Raw genomic sequence first — 20,758 nt, forward strand, 5'->3', positions numbered from 1 at the left:
TAACCCTCTCCCCTGTCCAGGGGAGAGGGAAGTGGACGTCGATCGACTGACCGCAAAACGACCGGTTTCGGCAGAAATGTCATATATTGGTCTTTAACCAGTCGTTAACCCGTCACGCGAGCCCCCTAGCTGCGCCGCTTCGTACGAAGCCTTGGGGGGCACAGCCGTGAAGCGTTTTTCCGTTCTTTCCCGTTCGATGCTGATGATCGGCGCCGCCGTCGTCGCCATGCCCGCCTGGGCGCAACAGCAGTCGGAACCGTCCTCGCCCGAAGCCGCGACAAACGGCGACCAGATCGTCGTTACCGCGACCCGCACCACCCGCTCCTCGGTGGAGTTGGGCGCGGCGGAGATTCAGAAGGTGCTGCCCGGCGCGAACCCGGTGAAGGCGATCCAGACGCTGCCCGGCGTGCAGTTCGAGACGGCCGATCCCTGGGGCAATAACGAACAGAATATCGCGTTGTTCGTCCACGGCTTCAACCAGAACCAGCTGGGCTTCACGCTCGACGGCGTGCCATTGGGCGACCAGTCCTATGGCAATTACAACGGCCTGAGCCCGCAGCGCGCGGTCATCTCCGAAAACGTCGCGCGCGTCCGCCTGACCGCCGGGGCCGCCGACCTGGGCACCGCCTCGGCCAGCAATCTGGGCGGCGGGATCGAGACCTATTCGAGCGATCCGACCGTGACCATGGGCGTCCGCTTTGCCCAGACGCTGGGCAGCTATGACGCCAGCCGCACCTTCCTGCGCATCGATAGCGGCGAGGTCGACGGGCTGGGCGGCACCAACAGCGGCTATCTCTCGGTCGTCCGGCAAAAGGCGCGCGCCTGGGAATTCAACGCCAAGCAGGGCGGGTGGCAGGGCAATGCCAAGTTCGTCCACAAGGGCGAGAACGGCACGCTGACCGGCTATTTCAATATTTCCGACAAGGCCGAGCCCAACCAGGATTCGGTCGCGCATAATGCGGGCGGCCTGGAGCCCTATTATCGCTCGCTGCTCTATCCGAACTGGCAAGCGGCCCTTGCCTATGTCGACGCAAACGGCGCGCCGCCGTCGAACAACCCGAACAACTATATGAACTATTTCGGCGACGCGCAGCGCACCGACTATCTGGGCTATATCAAATATGAGCATCGCTTCGGCGATGCGGTGACATGGACTAACCAGGTCTATTACCATCATGACGAGGGCCAGGGGCAGATCACTGGGCCGATTGCGGCGGCGGGCCTGCCGGGCCTGTTCCGCATCTATTATCCCGGGCAGAATCTGAAGGCCGTCTTCGGCGGCTCGGGCTATGCGCTGCGCACCACCGAATATGGCATCGACCGGAAAGGCGCGATCTCGACGCTGGCGATCCATGCGGGCGACCATGAGATCGAGCTGGGCGGCTGGTACGAGCATAACCGCAACACGATCTTCCGCCGCTGGTATGCCGCCCCCATCGACAACCCGCCCTCGCCCTATGAATGGGCCGATCCGGCGCTTCGCCGCCTGACCCAATATGCCGCGATCACCAAATATGACCTGATCCAGACGCATATCCAGGATCGCTGGCACGTCACCCCGACGGTGACGGTCGAGGCGGGCTTCAAGTCCAGCCTGCAATTCGCCGATGGCCGCGTTCCGACCCAGCCGCTGCCTGGCGCGCTGCCCGGCACCTCGACCGGCTATCCCGAGGGGCGGCTGAACACGAAGAAGTGGTTCCTGCCCGCGATCGGTGCGATCTGGGACATCACCACAAACGACCAGCTGTTCGGCCATATCCAGAAGAATGTCCGCCAGTTCCAGGCCTCGGTCGCGGCGGGCCTGTCGCCCTTCGCGGTCGGCAGCCAGCAGGCGTTCGACCAGATCAAGGCGAACACCTCGCCCGAGACTTCCTGGACCTATGAGGCGGGCCTGCGCTCACACCACGCGCTCGACCTCGGCCCACTGACCGCGATCGAGGCGCAGGTCAGCGCCTATCATGTCGATTTCGACAACCGCCTGCTCCAGATCAGCGCGACGCCGGTCATCGCCTCGGTCATCGGCGGCGTGTCGATCCTGCAGAATGTCGGCCGCGTGCGCACCAACGGCGTGGATGCGGCGGCGACCTTGCGCTTCGGCCCGCACCTGTCGGTCTATAACGCGCTGTCCTATAACAGCTCGAAATACCGCGACAATTATGTCAGCGGCACCACCACCATCGCGACCGCGGGCAAATATGTGCCCAACACCGCCCGCTGGCTGAACAAGACGGTCGTGTCGATCAATGACGGCCCGTTCGAGATCCAGGCGATCGGCGACTATGTCGGCCCGCGCTTTGCGACCTATACCAACGACCAGGGGATCGGCGGGCGTTACCTGCTGAACCTCCAGGCGGGGTACAGCCTGCCGCAGATGGACGGGTTCGGCGTCAAGGACCTGAAGCTGTCGGTCAACGTCACCAACGTGACCAATCGCAAGGGCATTTACGAGTTGGTCGTCGGTGCGGCGTCCAAGACCTGGAACAGCTATGCCCAGCCGCCGCGCATGGGCTTCATCACCCTCTCGGGCGCGTTCTGATCCAATCCTCCCCAAGCTCGCTTGGAGGGGGACCGCCGCGTAGCGGTGGTGGAGGGGCAAAGCCTGACCCTCTCCACCCCGCCCCTCCACCACGCCCTGCGGGCGCGGTCCCCCTCCCCATCTGACGATGGGGAGGATTGAGGGATGGGAGGATTCACTTGCCCATCGCGCCGCCGCTCGCTACCCGGCGGCTTTAATGCAGACCTCGGATCATCGCCCCGGCACGCTCATTCAGGGTGGCGCCGTTTTCCCGCACCGGCATCTGACCGGAATCGACGGCCTTCAACCGCATGAGATCATGTTCCTGCTCGACGAGGCGGAACATTGGCTCGATCGCGGCGCGACCGATACGCCCGACACGCGGCTGGCGGGCCTGACCCAGATCAACGCCTTTTTCGAGAATTCGACCCGGACGCTGTTGTCCTTCGAGATCGCGGGCAAGCGGCTGGGCGCGGACGTGGTCAACATGCACGCCGCCCAGTCGAGCGTGAAGAAGGGCGAGACGCTGATCGACACGGCGATGACGCTGAATGCGATGCGCGCCGACGTGATCGTGATCCGCCACATGGCGAGCGGTGCGGTGCGCCTGATCGCCGACAAGGTCGACTGCCCCGTCCTGAACGCGGGCGATGGGCGGCATGAGCATCCGACGCAAGCCTTGCTCGACATGCTGACCATCCGCCGCCGTCGCGGCAGCGTCGCGGGGCAGAAGGTCGTCATCTGCGGCGATATCCTGCATAGCCGCGTCGCGCGCTCGGACATTCTCGCGCTGACCGCGCTCGCCGCCGAAGTGCGGGTCTGCGCGCCCTCGACGCTGATGCCCAAGGGGATCGAGCGGATGTTCGTCACCCCCTTCACCGATTTCGACGAAGCGATCGAGGGTGCCGATGTCGTCATGATGCTGCGTGTCCAGAATGAGCGGATGGCGGGCGGATACATCCCCTCCACTCGCGAATACCGGATGCGCTATGGCCTGACCGCCGAACGCCTGAAGCGCGCCAAGCCCGGCGCGCTGGTCATGCACCCCGGCCCGATGAACCGGGGGGTAGAGATCGACTCGGAGGTGGCGGACGGTCCGCAATCGGCGATCACCGAGCAGGTGGCGATGGGCGTCGCGGTGCGCATGGCGTGCCTTGACGTGCTGACCCGCCGCGCCCGCAAGCTGGAGGGCTGGGCATGATCGTCACCGCCTTCACCAACGCCACGCTGATCTGCCCGGTCGGCGGTGAGATCAAGGGCCAGACCCTGCTGGTCGAGGACGGCATCATTACGGGCACCGGCGACGTGCCGGAGGGTGCGACGGTCATCGACTGCGGCGGCAAGATGCTCGCGCCCGGCATCGTCGATCTGGGCGTGTTCAAGGTCGACCGCGCCGCCTGTCGCGCGGGCGGCATCGTGCGCATCGGCCTGATGCCCGATCAGTCGCCGGTGCTCGACGATCCCGGCGTGGTCCAGCGCGCCGCGCTGATCGGGCGGCCCGATTTGTGGATTCACCCCATCGCGGCGGCGACCCGCTCGCTGGCGGGAACCGATCTGGCCGAGATGGCGGTCTGCGTCTCGGCTGGCGCGAAGGCGGTCGGCACCGGGCGGGGCTGGATCGCCGATACGGGCGTGATGCACCGGGTGCTCGCTTATGCGGGCGACCTGGGGCTGACCGTGATTTCCCATGCCGAAGACGGCGGCCTGGCCGCCGATGCGGTCGCGACCGAAGGCGAGACGGCCAGCCGCCTGGGCCTGCCATCGGCGCCCGCCATCGCCGAGTCGCTCGCCATCGCGCGCGACCTGATGCTGGCGGACGAGACGGGCGCGAAGCTGCACATCCGCCAGGTGACGACCGCTTCGGGCTTCGACCTGATCCGCGCGGCCAAGCGGCGCGGGGTCAAGGTGACGTGTGGCATCACGCCCGCGCATCTCCACCTGTCCGACATCGCCGTCACCGATTTCCGCACCTATGCCCGCCTCTCCCCGCCCTTGCGCGACGAGAGCGACCGGCAGGCGGCGCTGGCGGCGGTCGCGGACGGGACGGTCGACATCATCGGATCGGGCCATGACCCGCACGGACCCGAGTCCAAGCGCCTACCCTTCGTCGATGCCGAAGCGGGCATGGCGGGGGCGGAGACGCTGCTACCGCTGGCGCTGATGCTGGTCCGCGACGAGCGGATCACCCTGCCCCGGCTGTTCGCACTGCTGGCCCTCAATCCATCGAAGGTGCTGGGTCTCGACACCGGCACGCTGGAGCCGGGCAAGCCCGCCGACCTGATGCTGTTCGATGCCGACAAGCCCTGGATGGTGTCGGGCGATGCCTTCGCCTCGGCGGGGAATACGCCGTTCGACGGCTTCCCGGTCCAGGGCCGCGCGCTGCGGCTGTGGAAGGCCGGGCGGGAGATCCACTAAAAAATCCTCCCCATCTCCGATGGGGAGGGGGACCGCGCCCGCAGGGCGTGGTGGAGGGGCGGCAACCCCAGCGAGACGCCCCGCCCCTCCACCACCGGGCTGACGCCCGGCGGTCCCCCTCCCCAAGCGAGCTTGGGGAGGAATAAAAAAAGCCCTCCCCGAGACGTCTCGGGGAGGGCTTTTTGCTTACCCGTTATCCGGTTCAGCCGCGACGCGGACCGCGCGGGCCGCCCTGGGTGGGACGCGGCGAGTAGCGGCGCGGGCCGCCGGGGCCGCCGGCGGGGCGGCCGCCCATCGGACGGTTGCCGCCCGGACCGCCACGACGCGCACCGCCATGGCCCGAGCCACCGGCGGGAGGGCCATCGGCCTGCTCGATCGCGATATCGTCCTCGGCATGATCGGCCTCGGTCCGCTTCAGCGCGGCGATGAAGCGCGACGCCAGCGCCGACGGGATTTCGAACAGCGTCTCGTTCGGCTGGATGCGGATCGCACCGATCTCGTTGCGGGTGATGTGCCCGCGACGGCAGATCAGCGGCAGCAGCCAGCGCGGATCGGCATTCTGGCTGCGACCGACGCTCATGCGGAACCAGGCGGTGTCGTCGAACCCTTCGCGACGCTCGCGCGGCGCCGGAGCATCACCCTCGACCAGTTCCTCGGCCTGGGGCAGCGCGGCACGGTGTGCGCGGACCAGCGCGGCGGCGATGTCCTCGGGCGACTTTTCGGCGAGCAGGCGGGTGGCCAGCTCACGATCGCCCTCGTCCACCTCGACCGGCGCCAGAAGCGCCGCCAGCAGACGCTCGCGATCCTGTGCACGGATTTCCTCGAGCGTCGGCGCACGGCGCCATTCGGCGTCGATGCGCGCCCCGCGCAGCATACCCTCGACCCGGCGACGGCGCGGATAGGGAACGATCAGGATCGCGGTGCCCTTGCGACCGGCGCGGCCGGTGCGGCCCGAACGGTGCTGCAACGCCTCGGCATCGCGCGGGATTTCGACGTGGATGACGAGCGTCAGGCCCGGAAGGTCGATGCCGCGTGCCGCCACGTCGGTCGCGACGCAGACGCGCGCGCGGCCGTCACGCAGCGCCTGGAGCGCATGGTTGCGCTCGTTCTGCGAATGCTCGCCCGACAGCGCGACCGCCGAGAAGCCGCGCTCGACCAGGCTGGAATGGAGATGGCGGACATTGTCGCGCGTGGCGCAGAACAGGATCGCGACCTCGGCCTCGTGCAGACGCAGCAGGTTGACCACCGCCGCCTCGATATCGGCAGGCGCCACGGTCACCGCCTGATAGGCGATGTCGGCATGGCCCTTGTCCTCGCTGATCGTCTCGATCCGCTTGGCATTGGTCTGGTAACGCTTGGCGAGCTGCACGATCGGGCGCGGCATGGTCGCCGAGAAGAGGAGCGTGCGGCGCTCGGACGGCGTGCCGTCGAGAATCTGCTCCAGGTCCTCGCGGAAGCCCATGTCGAGCATCTCGTCGGCCTCGTCGAGGACGACGAACTTCAGCGACGACAGGTCGAGCGCGCCGCGCTCCAGATGGTCACGCAGGCGGCCCGGCGTGCCGACGACGATGTGGGTGCCATGGCTGAGCGCGCGACGTTCGCGCGAGGCGTCCATGCCGCCGACGCAAGTCGCAATGCGCGCACGCGCTCCGGCATAAAGCCATTCCAGCTCGCGGCTGACCTGCAGCGCCAGCTCGCGCGTCGGCGCGATGACCAGCGCCATCGGCGCGCCCGGCTGGGGCAGGTGATCGCCGCCGTTCAGCAACTCGCTCGCCATGGCGAGGCCGAAGGCGACGGTCTTGCCCGAACCGGTCTGGGCGGACACGATCAGGTCGCGGCCCTGGGCGTCATCCTCGATGACGGCGGCCTGAACGGGGGTCGGCGCGGTATAGCCACGCGCGGAAAGGGCAGCCGACAATACCGGCGGCAAGGCAGAAAAAGGCATGGGGACTCCAACAGAAAAAGGAGCGCGTACCGCCGAACCAAGGGACCCATCCCTCTCGGTTGGCGGATACACCCATGCGGCACGGGTGATTGTTTGCGTTCCGTGAAAGCGTGGCCCTTTACACCAATTGGCGAGAAACTCAAGCCGTGCTTGCGGTGAACCGAATGGCCCGCCATGGAGCCGTGCCATGACCCTGCGCGTTGATCCCCGATGAGTGTCGCCTTTCGCCGCGAATCCGATGATGAACATCTCGAACCCAAATTCGAGCTGCCCATTCCGCCCGGCCCCAATCTGGTCACGCCGCGTGGGTTGGAGCTGACCCGCGCCAAGGTGGCAGAGGTCGAGGCCGCCGTCGCCGCCGCGACCGACGACGAGGAACGCACCCGTCTCCAGCGCGAACTGCGCTATTGGAACACCCGCGCCGCCACGGCGGAGCTGGCGCCCGCTCCCGCCGAGGATGAAGTGGGAATCGGCAGCATGGTGACGATCCGGCTCAACGGCCAGACCAAGACGCTGACCATCGTCGGCCATGACGAGGCCGATCCCGCACACGACCGCATCGCCTATGCCGCGCCACTGGCGCGCGCGCTGATGGGGGCGATGGCGGGGGAAACGGTCGCGTTCGGCGGCAAGGCCGATGCGGTGGAGGTGGTGGAGGTAAGCTAGTCTCCCCGACCTTCTGTTTCTGCATCCCCTCCCGCAAGCGGGAGGGGACCGAGGGGAGGGAAAGGGGTCTCACCGAGACCATCGCCTGCGGCCCTGCCCTCCCCCATCCCCTCCCGTAAACGGGAGGGGCGTGCCAAGCGGCTACCGTAAACGCTATCTCTAGCACCCGATCCCTTCTAAACCGCCGCCATGCAACACTATGACGCGATCATCCTCGGCGCGGGGGCGGCGGGGCTTATGGCTGCCGCGACCGCCGGGCAGCGGGGGCGGCGGGTGCTGGTCGTCGACCATGCCGATGCGCCGGGCAAGAAGATCCTGATCTCGGGCGGCGGGCGGTGCAACTTCACCAATATCGGCTCCGTGCCCGACCGCTTCCTGTCGGCGAACCCGCATTTCGCCAAGTCCGCGCTGGGCCGCTACACCCCCAACGACTTTCTGGAACTGGTCGAGGCGCATGGCATCGCCTGGCATGAAAAGACGCTGGGCCAGTTGTTCTGCGACGGATCGGCGCGGCAGATCGTGGCGATGCTGCTCGACGAATGCGACCGGGCGGCGCGGTCCGGCGGCGGGGTCGACATCGCGCTCAGCCAGCCGGTCGAGGCGGTCGCGCATGACGGCACGCAGTTCCGCGTGACGCGCGGCGGCCAGACCTTCACCGCCCCCCGCCTGATCGTCGCGACCGGAGGGCCGAGCATCCCGAAGATGGGTGCGACCGGCTATGCCTATGACCTGGCCCGCCAGTTCGGGCTGAAGGTGGTCGAGCCGCGCCCTGCCCTCGTCCCCCTGACGCTGGGCGGCGAGGAGACGCTGTTCCGCTCGCTCTCGGGCGTCGCGTCGGAGGTCGTCGCGCGGGCGGGCAAGACCCGGTTCCGTGAGGCGGCACTGTTCACCCATCGCGGCCTGTCCGGCCCGGCGATCCTGCAAGTGTCGTCCTATTGGCGGCATGGCGAGGCCATAGGCATCGACTTCCTGCCCGACTGCGCGCCCGACTGGCTGGTCGCCTTGAAGCGCAGCGCCCCACGCACCAGCGTACGCCGGGCGCTCGGCCAGCATCTGCCCGACCGGCTGGCCGAGACGCTGGCGGAGCGACTGGCGCTTCCCGCGGAACTGGGCGCGGCGACCGACAAGCTGCTGGCGGCGGCACAGGGACGGCTCGCCGACTGGACCTTCCATCCCAATGGCAGCGAGGGTTATGCCAAGGCGGAGGTGACGGTCGGCGGTGTCTCCACCGCCGGGCTGTCGTCACGGACGATGGAGGCCAAGGCGGTGCCGGGGCTGCATTTCGTAGGCGAGGCGGTGGACGTCACCGGCTGGCTGGGCGGGTACAACTTCCAATGGGCCTGGGCGAGCGGCCGCGCGGCGGGCGAGGCGGTTTGATTTGGAAACTCGCTGAACGCGAGTTTCGGCGGCACCGGCCCGCTCCCCCACCCGACCTCCCATCAAGGATACTCTGTGGGAGGTCGGGTGGGGGAGCGGGCCGGTGCGGAAAAACGTGCCACTGCACGTTTTCAAAAAACGCTCAGAGCGAGGCGATGCCGATCCCCGGCCGCGCCCATTGCGCCATATGGTCGTCGGCCTGACGCCGGACGAAGCAGGCGCCCCCCGCCGCGCGATAGCGATGGCAGAGTGAGTCGGCATCGGCGCGGCTGAGGCCGCCGACCGAAAGGCGGTAAAGCTGCTCGCCCGACAGGCGCACCGTGCCGCTTTGCGGGGCATAGCCCGACAGGCCATCGAAACGGCGGGTCAGTCGATCCCATGCTTTCTGTGCGCCGTCCGCCTTGCCGAAGGCGCCGATCTGGACATTCCAGTCGCCACGACGCCGCGTGACGACGCGCCGTTCTTCGGCCCGGCGAAGCAGGGCGGGCGCGGTGACGGGGCCTGCGGCTATACGTTGAATGCTGGCTTGCGGTTCGTCATCCCGCCGGACCAGCAACAGGCTCGACGGTGCAGTTCGCGCGGTGCGCTCGGCCGTCATGGGCAGCGGCTGGACGATCTCCTGCTGCGCGGCGAAGGTGGTTTGCGCCGCCGCCGGTTCGGCGGCGGCGGGCACGGGCTCTGCGACGACCGGCTGGGGCAGCGCCTGGACCATGTCCTGCATCACCGCCGCCGAGGGAGCGGCGTTCAGCGCCAGCATGATCGGCTGGCCGGTATCGACTGACGGCTTCACGCCCAGCAGGGACGAAACCATGTCGGCCGGGCTGGCAATGGCGAAGTTCGCCCATTCGCGCATCCGCACCTCGACATCCGCCGGAGCCATGTCGGCCGACGCCGCCATGCGTGCCATATCCCACTGGCCCGACAGCGCCAGCGCCAGCGCGAGGTTCTGCCGCGCCTTGACGCTCGCCCCCGGCTCTCGCGTGGCGGCGGTCAGCAGGCGGACGCCCTCACCCGGTGCTCCGGCCAGCGCCAGCGCCAGCCCCAGATCGGCGGTCGGAATGGCGGCGGCATGCTGGTCCAGCAATGCCTTTGCGCCCGCCCCATTGCCGCCTGCGATCATCGCCAACGCCAGGTTCAGCGCGGCGCGGCCATCCGCCGGATCGAGCTGCAACGCGTCGGTAAAGGCCTGCCGCGCCGAGGCGAAACGCCCGGCCTGAAGATAGCTCTGCCCTAAAAGCGAACGATAGCCCGCATCCTTTGGTTCGGCCGCGACCAGCCGCTCGGCCAGCGCCACGGCGGCGTCGCCATCGCGCTGCGCCAGCACCCGGCGGGTCTGGTCGGCGAGCGCGGCGCTCGCCCGTGCCGGGCTGGCCTGCGCGTTCAGCCGCGCGGTGCGCGGGCCGGTCGCGGTGCAGCCCCCCAGAATCAACACGCCAACGCTGCAGGACAGAAGAGTGCGGAACGTGGTCATCTTGGTCATCCGGTTCAGCCCAGGGGGAAGGCGGTCGATACGCCCGGCGCATGACCCGTTTCCCCGATCGGCCGCCACGCTAGCCCCCCAGCCTATAAGGAACGGTTAACCCCTTCATTGAACGCTTTACCCTTGCCCGGCAGCGCGGCATGGATGGCGTGCAACAAGGGCGGAAGGACGAAGGATAATGCGCAGATTCCCGATCGGCGGCATGGTCGCGCCCGCCGCTGTTCTGGCCGCATTTCTGGTCGCCACCCCTGTGCTGGCGGTGCCGGATGTGAAGGCTGGGGTCGATGCCTGGGCACAGGGCGATTACCGCAAGGCGGTCGAGGAATGGCGCGGTCCCGCCGTGGCGGGCGATGCCGACGCGCAGTTCAACCTGGCCCAAGCCTATAAGCTGGGTCGTGGCGTGCCGCTCGATCCCACGCTTGCCGAAAGCTGGTTCCGCAAGGCCGCCGTTCAGGGCCATATCCAGGCCACCGACAATTACGGCCTCGCGCTGTTCCAGTCGGGCAAAAAAGCCGACGCCGCGCCCTGGCTGGAAAAGTCCGTCGCGCATGGCGAACCGCGCGCGCAGCTGGTGCTGGGCACGATGCTGTTCAACGGCGATGGCGTGCCGCGCGACTATCCGCGCGCCTATGCGCTGATGACGCTGGCGTCGCAGGCGGGATTGCAAGCCGCTTCGCAGACGCTGGCGCAGATGGACCAGTATATCACCCCGCCCGACCGCCAGCGCGGCGTCGAGCTGGCCCAGCAATATCGCGCCCGTCTGGCCGCCCTGCCCGCCCCCGCCGCCAGCGGGCCGAAACGGGTGACGGTCGGCTCCGAACCGACGCCGGTCAAGGCGACCGATATTTTGGCCCGTACCGCTGCGCAGACCCGCCCGACGGTACAGCCGGTGCCGGTCACGCCGTCATGCCCGGCGACGTCCGGCTATGGCGCAAGCTATCCAGCGCCCGGCACGCCCGCGAGCCACACGCCGCCGGTCCGCGAGGAGGCGGACGACCTGACCGACCGGCGCAAGCCCGTTGCACCGCCGCCCGCGCCGCGTCCCGCCAAGCCGACACCGGCTCGCGCGACCAGCGGGCCATGGCGTATCCAGCTCGGCGCCTTCCGTGATCGCGGCAATGCCGACGCGCTCTGGCAGCGGGTGCGGGGTCGCCTAAGCGGTGCGCAGCCCTATTTCGTGACGGCAGGCGGTGTCACCCGGCTTCAGGCGGGCGGCTATGCCAATCGCGTCTCCGCGCAAGCCGCGTGCAGCCGCTCGGGCCAGCCTTGCGTGGTGGTCGCGCCGTAAGGCCCAAAGGCCTCCGCGAGTTACGGGGACCTGGCTGCCGAGACCGACCACACTCTCCATCGACCCCGGCGAAGGCCGGGGTCCCGTTTCGGCCCGATCGGCCCGATCGGATGGAAGGGCTGACGCTGGGCAACTGGATCCCGGCCTCCGTCGGGACGGTGCTCGGAATGTCTCGAAGCCCGCCCCTTCCAATGGGATAGGGGAAGCCTCGCGGGACCGTTAACCGACCACCCAATCCGCGCTCGGAATGCCCTGCGCATACAGCAGCGCGGTCAGGTCGCCATGGTCGATCCGCGCCGCCGCCGCGCCCGCGACGATCGGCTTGGCGCGATAGGCGACGCCCAGGCCTGCCCGGCGGATCATCGCCAGATCGTTGGCCCCATCGCCCACCGCCATGCTCTCCGCCGCGCCGATGCCCAATTCGTCGAGCGCAGCGAGCAGCGTCTTTTCCTTGGTGTCCGATCCGACGATGGGTTTGCGCACCGTGCCGGTCAGCTTGCCGTGCGCGATCTCAAGATAATTGGCGATGGCGCGGTCGAAACCGATCTCGGCCGCGACCGGCTCGGCGAAGCGGGTGAAGCCTCCCGACACGAGGATCGCATGGCCGCCGCGTGCCTTCATCGTGCGGACCAGCGCGCGAGCCCCCGCCATCAGCGTGACCCGCTCGGCCAGACATTGTTCGATGACGCTCTCGTCCAACCCTTCGAGCAACGCGACGCGGGCATCGAGTGCCGCGGCGAAGTCCAGTTCGCCGCGCATCGCGCGCTCGGTGACTTCGGCGACCTGCTCCTTAATCCCGGCATAATCGGCCAGTTCGTCGATGCACTCGACGGTGATCATGGTGGAATCCATGTCCGCGACCAGCAGCCGCTTTTCGCGGTGCGCGGCAGGCTGCACGACCACGTCGGTCGCGTCGAACCGGCCCTCCAGCACCTCGCGCGCCACCAACGGATCGCCGGTGAAGTCGAGGTCCGCCGCGATGCCCTCATCAATCCAGCGCGTGGCGGACATGGTGCAGCCCGCCGCCGCCATTTTCTCCTGCGCAACCGACAAATCCGCATCGGCCAGTCGGCCCTTGGCTGCTATCAGCGTGGCGATGAACATGGCGAACTCCTCTGACCGACCCAAGGTCGCGCTCATTGCAGGGCCGACCGCCAGCGGCAAGTCCGCATTGGCGCTCGATCTGGCGAAGGTGACCGGCGGCACGATCATCAATGCCGATTCGGCGCAGGTGTACCGGGACCTGTCGATCCTGACCGCCCGCCCATCGCCCGACGAAGTGGCACAGGCTCCGCACCGGCTGTTCGGCCATGTCGACGGGGCGGACACCGGCTATTCGGCGGCGCGCTGGGCCGTCGAAGCACGCGGGGCGATCGACGACAGCGTGGCGGCGGGATCGCTGCCGATCCTGGTCGGCGGCACCGGCCTTTATATGCGCACCCTGCTCGACGGGATCGCGCCCGTGCCAGAGATCGCCCCCGCCATCCGCGCCGAGGTTCGCGCCCTGCCCGTCGCCGAAGCCCATGAAGTCCTGTCGCGCGAAGACCCCATCGCCGCCGCCCGGCTCAACCCCGCCGACACGACCCGCGTCGCCCGCGCGCTGGAGGTGGTGCGTTCGACCGGCCTGCCGCTACACGAATGGCAGGCCCGCAAGGAAGGCGGCATCGGCGACCGCATCGCCCTGTCCGCCGTGATTCTGCTGCCCGACCGCGACTGGCTGAACGCGCGGATCGACCGGCGTTTCGGCGAGATGCTGGATGAAGGAATGGACGAAGCCGCCGCGCTCCTCGCCCGCCCAGACCTGCCCGCAGATGCCCCCATCCGCCGCGCGATCGGCGTGCCGGAGGCCGCCGCGCTGCTGGCGGGCACCATGACCCGCGCCGAGGCGGAGGCTGCGGGCGCGCTCGCGACAAGGCGTTATGCCAAAAGGCAATTTACCTGGTTCCGCCACCAGCCCGGCCCCGGCTGGACCGTGATTTCCGACACGGCGCCCGATGTGCGTCGCAGCATAATAGAAACTTTATTGCGCAATTGACGGTTGACGCGCACTTTTTAAACTTGTAGCCGCGCCATTCCCGACACGCCCCGTCAGCGGGCACGGATGCAGAAGGACGAAGATGATGACCGAGAAAAGCGGAGCCGATATCCTGGTCGAGGCGCTGTGCGATCTCGGCGTGGAGGTCGTCTTCGGCTATCCGGGTGGTGCGGTGCTGCCGATCTATGACGCCATGTTCCGATCGAAGCGCATCCGCCACATTCTCGTCCGCCACGAACAGGCGGCGACCCATGCGGCGGAGGGCTATGCCCGCTCCACCGGTAAGCCCGGCGTGGTGCTCGTCACCTCCGGTCCCGGCGCGACCAATGCCGTCACCGGCATCACCGATGCGCTGCTCGATTCGATCCCGATGGTGGTCATCACCGGCCAGGTGCCGACCGCGCTGATCGGCACCGACGCGTTCCAGGAGGCCGATACGGTCGGCATCACGCGCCACTGCTCCAAGCACAATTATCTGGTGAAGGACCCCGCACGTCTGGGCGAAGTGGTGCATGAGGCGTTCCACATCGCGACCTCGGGTCGCCCCGGTCCGGTCGTGATCGACATCCCCAAGGACGTGCAGGTCGCCACCGCCCGCTATCAGAAGCCGGGTCCGATCCGTCACAAGACCTATCGCCCGCAGGTGAAGGCCGACCAAGCCCAAGTCGAACAGCTGGTCGACATGCTGGCGGCCGCCGAACGCCCGATCCTCTATACCGGCGGCGGCATCATCAATTCGGGTCCCGCCGCGTCGCAACTGCTGCGCGAACTGGCCCGCATCACCGGCGCGCCCGTGACCTCGACCCTGATGGGCCTGGGCGCCTTCCCGGCCAGCGATCCGCAATGGCTGGGCATGCTGGGGATGCACGGCACCTACGAAGCCAATATGGCGATGAACCAGGCCGACCTCGTGGTCGCGCTGGGCAGCCGGTTCGACGACCGCGTGACGGGCCGTCTGGACGCGTTCAGCCCGAACAGCCGCAAGGTCCATGTCGATATCGACCGGTCGAGCGTGAACAAGAATGTCCGCGTCGATCTCGCCATCATTGCCGATGTCGGCCACGCGCTGGAGGATGCGGTGCGCATCTGGAAGTCGCGCCAGCATCCCAAGCCCGACACCACCGAGTGGCAGCGCCGCATCGCGGGCTGGCGTGCGGTCGGCTGCCTGTCCTTCCCCGAGGCGGGCGACGCGATCATGCCGCAGCGCGCGATCCGCGCGCTCTACGACGCGACCAAGGCGCGCCAGCCCATCATCACCACCGAGGTCGGCCAGCACCAGATGTGGGCCGCGCAGCATTTCGGCTTCGAAAAGCCCAACAAGTGGCTGACGAGCGGTGGCCTGGGCACCATGGGTTACGGCCTGCCCGCCGCGATCGGTGCGCAGCTCGGCAATCCGGGCGCGCTGGTCATCGACATTGCCGGTGAAGCCTCGATCCAGATGAACATCCAGGAACTGGCGACGGCGACGCAATATCGCCTGCCGGTCAAGATCTTCATCCTGAACAACGAATATATGGGTATGGTCCGCCAGTGGCAGGAACTGACCTATGAGAGTCGCTATGCCGAGAGCTATTCGGACTCGCTGCCCGACTTCGTGAAGCTGGGCGAGGCCTATGGCTGGAAGGGCATATTGATCGAGCATCGGCACGAGCTGGAGGACGGCATCGCCGCGATGCTGGACCATGACGGGCCGGTGATCGTCGATTGCCGCGTGGCCAAGCTGGCCAACTGCTTCCCGATGATCCCGAGCGGAGCGGCTCATACCGACATGATCCTGCAGGCCAATGAGGTATCGGGCACCATGGACGACGAGGCCAAGGCGCTGGTTTGACCTTGAAGCTCCTCCCCGGCACGGGGAGGGGGACCGTGACGCGAAGCGGCACGGTGGAGGGGGATCGCCGCGCAGGACAGCATGAGTGGAGAGCCCCCTCCACCATGCTCCGCATGGTCCCAGTGACAGGTCGATCATGCCCCCGGCATGATCTGGATTGCCTGGGAGGCAATCCACCTGCCACTCCGTTCCGGGGAGGAAGAGATTAGAGATGCACATCAAGACCGAACAGGTGGAACGCCACACGCTGGCGGTGATCGTCGACAACGAACCGGGCATTCTCGCGCGGATCGCCGGGCTGTTCACCGCGCGCGGCTATAATATCGAGAGCCTGACCGTGTCGGAGATCACCGCCGACAAGGCCGTCAGCCGCATCACCATCGTCACCAGCGCCTCGCCGCCGGTGATGGAGCAGATCATCGCCCAGCTCGACCGGCTGGTCCCCGTCCACAAGGTCGCCGACCTGACCGTGCTGGGCGACCATGTCGAGCGCGAGCTGGCGCTGGTGAAGGTGTCGGGCACCGGCGACCGCCGGATCGAGGCGCTGCGCCTCGCCGAAGTCTACCGCGCCCGCGTGGTCGACGCGACGATCTCCAGCTTCGTGTTCGAAGTCACCGGCGGCATCGCCAAGATCGACAAGTTCGTCGAGCTGATGGGCGAAGTCGGCCTGGTCGAGGTCGCCCGCACCGGCATCGCCGCCATCTCGCGCGGCGCCGAAGCGGCCTGAGCCACCTCCTAATCTTCAAACTATCATGAGGCCGCAAGCGGCCCAGCCATTTCGAAAGGGAAGTCCAATGCGTGTGTATTACGATCGCGACGCCGATCTGAACCTGATCTCCGAGAAGAACATCGCCATCCTGGGTTACGGGTCGCAGGGCCATGCCCATGCGCAGAACCTGCGCGATTCGGGCGTCAAGAATGTCGCGATCGCGCTGCGCCCCGGTTCGGCCTCGGCCGCCAAGGCGGAAGCGGCGGGCTTCAAGGTCCTGTCGAACAAGGAAGCGGCCGGCTGGGCCGACATCCTGATGATCCTGGCCCCCGACGAGCATCAGGCCGCGATCTACGACGCCGACCTGAAGGGCAATATGAAGCCCGGCGCCGCGCTCGCCTTCGCGCACGGCCTGAACGTGCATTTCGGCCTGATCGAGCCGCCCGCGGACATCGACGTCATCATGATCGCCCCCAAGGGCCCCGGCCACACCGTGCGCAGCGAATATGTGCGCGGCGGCGGCGTGCCCTGCCTGATCGCGATCCACCAGGACGCCAGCGGCAATGCGCATGACGTGGCATTGGCCTATGCGAGCGGGGTCGGCGGCGGCCGTTCGGGCATCATCGAGACGAACTTCCGCGAAGAGTGCGAAACCGATCTGTTCGGCGAGCAGGCCGTGCTGTGCGGCGGCGCGACGGCGCTGGTCCAGGCAGGCTTCGAGACGCTGGTCGAGGCAGGCTACGCCCCCGAAATGGCCTATTTCGAGTGCCTTCACGAACTGAAGCTGATCGTCGACCTGATGTATGAGGGCGGTATCGCCAACATGCGCTACTCGATCTCGAACACCGCCGAGTACGGCGACATCAAGACCGGCCCGCGCATCATCACCGAAGAGACGAAGAAGGAAATGAAGCGCGTGCTCGCCGACATCCAGTCGGGCCGCTTCGTGAAGGACTTCGTGCTCGACAACCGCGCCGGCCAGCCCGAACTGAAGGCCAGCCGCATCGCCGCCAAGCGCCACCCGATCGAGCAGGTCGGCAGCGAACTGCGCGCGATGATGCCGTGGATCGGTGCGAACAAGCTGGTGGACAAGGCGAAGAACTGATTTGTTCTGGGGGTGGGCTCGGTGAGCCACCGTGGCCCTCCCCCACCCCAGTTTCAGGTAAACGATGCCCCGCATCGTTTAGGTCATGCCGGGGGCATGACCGACCTGAAACTCGCAAGCGGGAGGGGCGTGCCAAGCGGACGCCGCAAGCGCTTCAATGGGCCCATAGTTTGCGGAAATGGCCGAACGCCCGCCCAAAACCTCTCCCCTCCCGCAGGCGGGAGGGGCTGGGGGAGGGAAAGGGGCCTCGCAGAGACCAACCTAGAAACGCATCGTTGCGACCTTGGCCTTTGACGTGCGTTCACCGCACGGCCCAGAAAGGCCACCGTTCAACAGGGAGTCTACCCATGCGTTTCGTCCTTCCCGCCGCTCTGGCGCTCGCCACCATCGCCGCGCCCGCCATGGCCCAGACCGGCACGCCCGGTGCCGCCGTCGCCTCGCGCGTCGTCGCGGGCACCTATGCCGTCGACCCCGCGCATACCCAGGTCACCTGGTCGCTGAACCATATGGGCTTTTCGATGCTCGAGGGGCAGTTCGGCGCGTCGGAGGGCACGCTGACCCTCGATCCCGCCAAGCCGCAGGCCGCCAAGGTCGATGTGACCTTCAAGATCGACAATCTGTCGGTCACCGCCGCGCCCTTCGCCAATCACCTGAAGTCGAAGGACTTCTTCGACGCCGCGACCTATCCGACCGCGCGCTTCGTCTCGACGGGCGTGAAGGTCATGGGCAACAAGGCCGTCATCACCGGCAACCTGACCATCAAGGACCAGACCAAGCCGGTGACGCTGAACGCGACCTTCTTCGGTGCGGGCACCAACCCGATGTCGAAGAAGCTGAACATCGGCTTCCGCGCGACGGGCAAGATCAAGCGTTCGGACTTCGGCGTCGGCGCCTATGTGCCCGTCGTCGGTGACGAGGTCGACCTGACGATCAACGCCGCCTTTACCGCCCAGTAAGCGGTCGTGCCCTGCCCCGGTCGCCCGATCCCAGGGGCGGCCGGGGCCGGATCAGAATAACCGCTTCAACCCGGCGAAACTCTCGAACGTCGCGCGCACCTCCGGCGCGGCCGACGCCGCCAGCCTGGCGATCCGCTCGATCAGTGCGGCCTTGTCCTCGCCTTTGACCGCATAGCCCATCGCCCAGTCGCCGAACTCGCGCGTCTCGACATGGCGATCCGACAGAACGACCAGGGCGCGATGCCGCGGGTCCGCCGCGATATGGCGATACAGGCGTTCCACCGCCTCCGCCTCGCCCTCCAGCGCCTGTAGGAAACGTCGCCCGTCGAAATAGAGCAGGCCGGTGACGCCCGCCTGCGCATTGTTGCGGCGTGACGCGATCAGGATCGCCTCGGGATCAATGGCCGCCGCCGAACCCTTCACGCTGCTGATATAGACGAGTTGGCGCAACATCCGTGTATCCCGCTGCCCGGCCCCCCTGCCGGTCTTCGCTGCCGTCGATGGCGGGTGGCGCTTTAACAAAGCGTTCACGCGGTGCGGCGGGATATGGACAAGCCCGCCCCGACGCGGCATGAACCCCTGCATCATGATCGCCGCGCTGCTGCTCCGTTCGCTTCGACTTATCCGCCCTTAGGGGAGGATCGGCGTGGCCATGCGCGACTTCCCTAAGGGCGGAATGAAACGATAAGCCTGTCCCCGCCGCGCCCTGGCCTGACGCGGCCGAGAATGCTGGAAGACCCGATCATGTTGCGCGATCCCTCGACCAAATACCGCCCCTTCCCGACCATCGCCCTGCCCGACCGGCAATGGCCGAACCGCACGATCACGAGCGCGCCGCGCTGGCTGTCGACCGACCTGCGCGACGGCAACCAGGCGCTGATCGACCCGATGGACGCGGAGAAGAAGACGCGGATGTTCGACCTGCTGGTCAAGGTCGGGCTGAAGGAGATCGAGGTCGGCTTCCCGAGCGCCGGCGCGACCGAGTTCGATTTCATCTCCGGCCTGATCCGGGACGACCGCATCCCCGACGACGTGACGATCCAGGTCCTCACCCAGTCGCGCCGCGACCTGATCGAGCGCAGCTTCGAAAGCCTGGAGGGCGCGCGCACCGCCATCGTCCATCTCTACAACGCGGTCAGCCCGGCCTGGCGCAAGATCGTCTTCGGCATGACCCGCGACGAGGTCCGCAAGATTGCGGTCGAGGGCGCCAAGATCCTGCGCGACGAGGCGGCCAAGCGCCCCAACACCGACTGGTTCTTCGAATATAGCCCCGAGACCTTCTCGACCGCCGAGCTGGATTTCTCGGTCGAGGTGTGCGCCGCCGTCATGGACGTGCTGAAGCCGACGCCCGACCATCCGTTGATCCTGAACCTGCCCGCCACGGTCGAATGCGCGACGCCCAACGTCTATGCCGACCAGATCGAGTGGTTCGGGCGCAACATCCCGAACCGCGATTCGGTGGTCATCTCGCTCCATACGCATAACGACCGGGGCACCGGCGTCGCCGCCGCCGAGCTGGGCGTGATGGCGGGCGCGGACCGGGTCGAGGGCTGTCTGCTCGGCAATGGCGAGCGGACGGGCAATTGCGATCTCGTGACCGTCGCGCTCAACATGTACACCCAAGGCGTCGACCCGAAACTCGACCTGTCGGATATCGACGAGGTGGTGAACACGGTCAATTACTGCACCAATCTGCCCGTCCATCCGCGCACCCCCTATGCGGGCGACCTGGTCTTCACCGCCTTTTCGGGCAGCCACCAGGACGCGATCAAGAAGGGCTTTGCGGCGCAATCGGCGCGCAACGACGATCTGTGGGAAGTCCCCTATCTGCCCATCGATCCCGCCGATCTGGGTCGCAGCTACGAAGCGGTCATCCGCGTCAATTCGCAGTCGGGCAAGGGCGGTGTCGCCTGGGTGATCGAGCAGGACAAGGGGCTGAAGCTGCCCAAGCGGCTCCAGGCCGATTTCAGCCGCCATGTCCAGGCGATGGCCGACGCCACCAGCCGCGAACTCAACGCTGCCGACATCTGGGGCGGGTTCGAGGCGACCTATCTGCCGCGCGAAGGCGATCGTTTCGTGCTGCGTGACTATGAGGAAAGCGGCTCGACGGGGCAGCGGACCTTTATCGGCCGCGTGCAGGTGGACGGCGAGGAACGCTCGATCTCGGGCCGCGGCAATGGCCTGATCTCCAGTGTCATCGCGGCGCTTGCCGACACGACCGGCCCGAACCTGGAAGTCATCGACTATAACGAGCACGCCATCGGGCATGGCGCGGACGCGCAGGCGGCTGCCTATGTCGAGGCGCGTACCCCCGATGGGCGGGTCGTCTTCGGCGTCGGCCTCGACACCGACATTGCGACCGCCAGCGTCCGGGCGGTGCTCTCCGCCGCCAACCGGGCCTGATGCGCCCTGCCCTTCTCGGCTAAGACGACGCGC

General features: G+C 67.5%; 16 protein-coding genes. 12 read left to right on the forward strand and 4 right to left on the reverse strand.

The window, feature by feature from the left end:
• The first annotated feature begins 166 nt into the window (after positions 1 to 166).
• From ACWKSV_RS08025 to ACWKSV_RS08035, 3 genes are all read left to right on the forward strand, one after another.
• The gene (locus ACWKSV_RS08025) at positions 167 to 2,536 is read left to right on the forward strand and encodes a TonB-dependent receptor (protein WP_237243407.1); all 2,370 of its coding nucleotides are present in this window, start codon (positions 167 to 169) and stop codon (positions 2,534 to 2,536) included.
• 196 nt (positions 2,537 to 2,732) lie between these two features.
• Positions 2,733 to 3,716: an aspartate carbamoyltransferase catalytic subunit gene (locus ACWKSV_RS08030; RefSeq protein WP_076716928.1), complete on the forward strand. Its 984-nt coding sequence runs from the start codon at positions 2,733 to 2,735 to the stop codon at positions 3,714 to 3,716.
• Positions 3,713 to 4,930: a dihydroorotase gene (locus tag ACWKSV_RS08035; protein ID WP_076716929.1), complete on the forward strand. Its 1,218-nt coding sequence runs from the start codon at positions 3,713 to 3,715 to the stop codon at positions 4,928 to 4,930. The genes ACWKSV_RS08030 and ACWKSV_RS08035 overlap by 4 nt, the downstream gene beginning before the upstream one ends.
• Positions 4,931 to 5,132: 202 nt before the next feature.
• Here ACWKSV_RS08035 and ACWKSV_RS08040 read toward each other — a convergent pair whose 3' ends face one another.
• Positions 5,133 to 6,875 (reverse strand): DEAD/DEAH box helicase, encoded by a 1,743-nt coding sequence (locus ACWKSV_RS08040; protein ID WP_056434141.1) that lies wholly within the window; start codon positions 6,873 to 6,875, stop codon positions 5,133 to 5,135.
• A 210-nt stretch (positions 6,876 to 7,085) separates the two neighbouring features.
• Here ACWKSV_RS08040 and ACWKSV_RS08045 point away from each other — a divergent pair, with 210 nt between their 5' ends.
• Together ACWKSV_RS08045 and ACWKSV_RS08050 are read left to right on the forward strand one after the other, a co-directional pair.
• Positions 7,086 to 7,541 (forward strand): GreA/GreB family elongation factor, encoded by a 456-nt coding sequence (locus tag ACWKSV_RS08045; RefSeq protein ID WP_076716931.1) that lies wholly within the window; start codon positions 7,086 to 7,088, stop codon positions 7,539 to 7,541.
• A 189-nt stretch (positions 7,542 to 7,730) separates the two neighbouring features.
• Positions 7,731 to 8,918, forward strand: a complete 1,188-nt coding sequence (locus tag ACWKSV_RS08050) for a BaiN/RdsA family NAD(P)/FAD-dependent oxidoreductase (protein WP_076716932.1) — start codon at positions 7,731 to 7,733, stop codon at positions 8,916 to 8,918.
• A 142-nt stretch (positions 8,919 to 9,060) separates the two neighbouring features.
• Here the strand turns inward: ACWKSV_RS08050 and ACWKSV_RS08055 are convergent, their stop codons facing one another.
• A complete protein-coding gene (locus ACWKSV_RS08055) occupies positions 9,061 to 10,350 on the reverse strand; it encodes an SPOR domain-containing protein (RefSeq protein ID WP_338468931.1) in 1,290 nt (429 codons plus the stop codon).
• Between the two features lie 226 nt (positions 10,351 to 10,576).
• Here ACWKSV_RS08055 and ACWKSV_RS08060 point away from each other — a divergent pair, with 226 nt between their 5' ends.
• Positions 10,577 to 11,686, forward strand: a complete 1,110-nt coding sequence (locus ACWKSV_RS08060) for an SPOR domain-containing protein (RefSeq protein WP_076716934.1) — start codon at positions 10,577 to 10,579, stop codon at positions 11,684 to 11,686.
• Between the two features lie 219 nt (positions 11,687 to 11,905).
• Here ACWKSV_RS08060 and serB read toward each other — a convergent pair whose 3' ends face one another.
• A complete protein-coding gene (gene serB, locus ACWKSV_RS08065) occupies positions 11,906 to 12,790 on the reverse strand; it encodes a phosphoserine phosphatase SerB (protein WP_076716935.1) in 885 nt (294 codons plus the stop codon).
• On the opposite strand from serB, the gene miaA reads away from it, so the two are divergent.
• From miaA to ACWKSV_RS08090, 5 genes are all read left to right on the forward strand, one after another.
• Positions 12,789 to 13,721 (forward strand): tRNA (adenosine(37)-N6)-dimethylallyltransferase MiaA, encoded by a 933-nt coding sequence (gene miaA / locus ACWKSV_RS08070; RefSeq protein ID WP_076716937.1) that lies wholly within the window; start codon positions 12,789 to 12,791, stop codon positions 13,719 to 13,721. The genes serB and miaA overlap by 2 nt on opposite strands.
• A gap of 85 nt (positions 13,722 to 13,806) precedes the next feature.
• Entirely contained in the window at positions 13,807 to 15,552 is a 1,746-nt protein-coding gene (locus tag ACWKSV_RS08075) for an acetolactate synthase 3 large subunit (RefSeq protein WP_076718306.1), read from the forward strand.
• A 211-nt stretch (positions 15,553 to 15,763) separates the two neighbouring features.
• Positions 15,764 to 16,279 (forward strand): acetolactate synthase small subunit, encoded by a 516-nt coding sequence (gene ilvN, locus ACWKSV_RS08080; protein WP_056434153.1) that lies wholly within the window; start codon positions 15,764 to 15,766, stop codon positions 16,277 to 16,279.
• 67 nt (positions 16,280 to 16,346) lie between these two features.
• Positions 16,347 to 17,366 carry a ketol-acid reductoisomerase gene (gene ilvC / locus ACWKSV_RS08085; protein ID WP_056434154.1) on the forward strand — a complete coding sequence of 340 codons (1,020 nt, stop codon included), beginning with the start codon at positions 16,347 to 16,349 and terminating at the stop codon, positions 17,364 to 17,366.
• A 347-nt stretch (positions 17,367 to 17,713) separates the two neighbouring features.
• Positions 17,714 to 18,322: a YceI family protein gene (locus ACWKSV_RS08090; protein WP_056434156.1), complete on the forward strand. Its 609-nt coding sequence runs from the start codon at positions 17,714 to 17,716 to the stop codon at positions 18,320 to 18,322.
• A 51-nt stretch (positions 18,323 to 18,373) separates the two neighbouring features.
• Here ACWKSV_RS08090 and ACWKSV_RS08095 read toward each other — a convergent pair whose 3' ends face one another.
• The gene (locus ACWKSV_RS08095) at positions 18,374 to 18,775 is read right to left on the reverse strand and encodes a BLUF domain-containing protein (RefSeq protein ID WP_237243411.1); all 402 of its coding nucleotides are present in this window, start codon (positions 18,773 to 18,775) and stop codon (positions 18,374 to 18,376) included.
• Between the two features lie 291 nt (positions 18,776 to 19,066).
• Between ACWKSV_RS08095 and leuA the strand changes: the two genes are divergently transcribed.
• A complete protein-coding gene (gene leuA, locus ACWKSV_RS08100) occupies positions 19,067 to 20,725 on the forward strand; it encodes a 2-isopropylmalate synthase (RefSeq protein ID WP_076716939.1) in 1,659 nt (552 codons plus the stop codon).
• Positions 20,726 to 20,758 lie beyond the last annotated feature (33 nt).

This window comes from Sphingomonas sp. SphC10, from assembly GCF_057004845.1.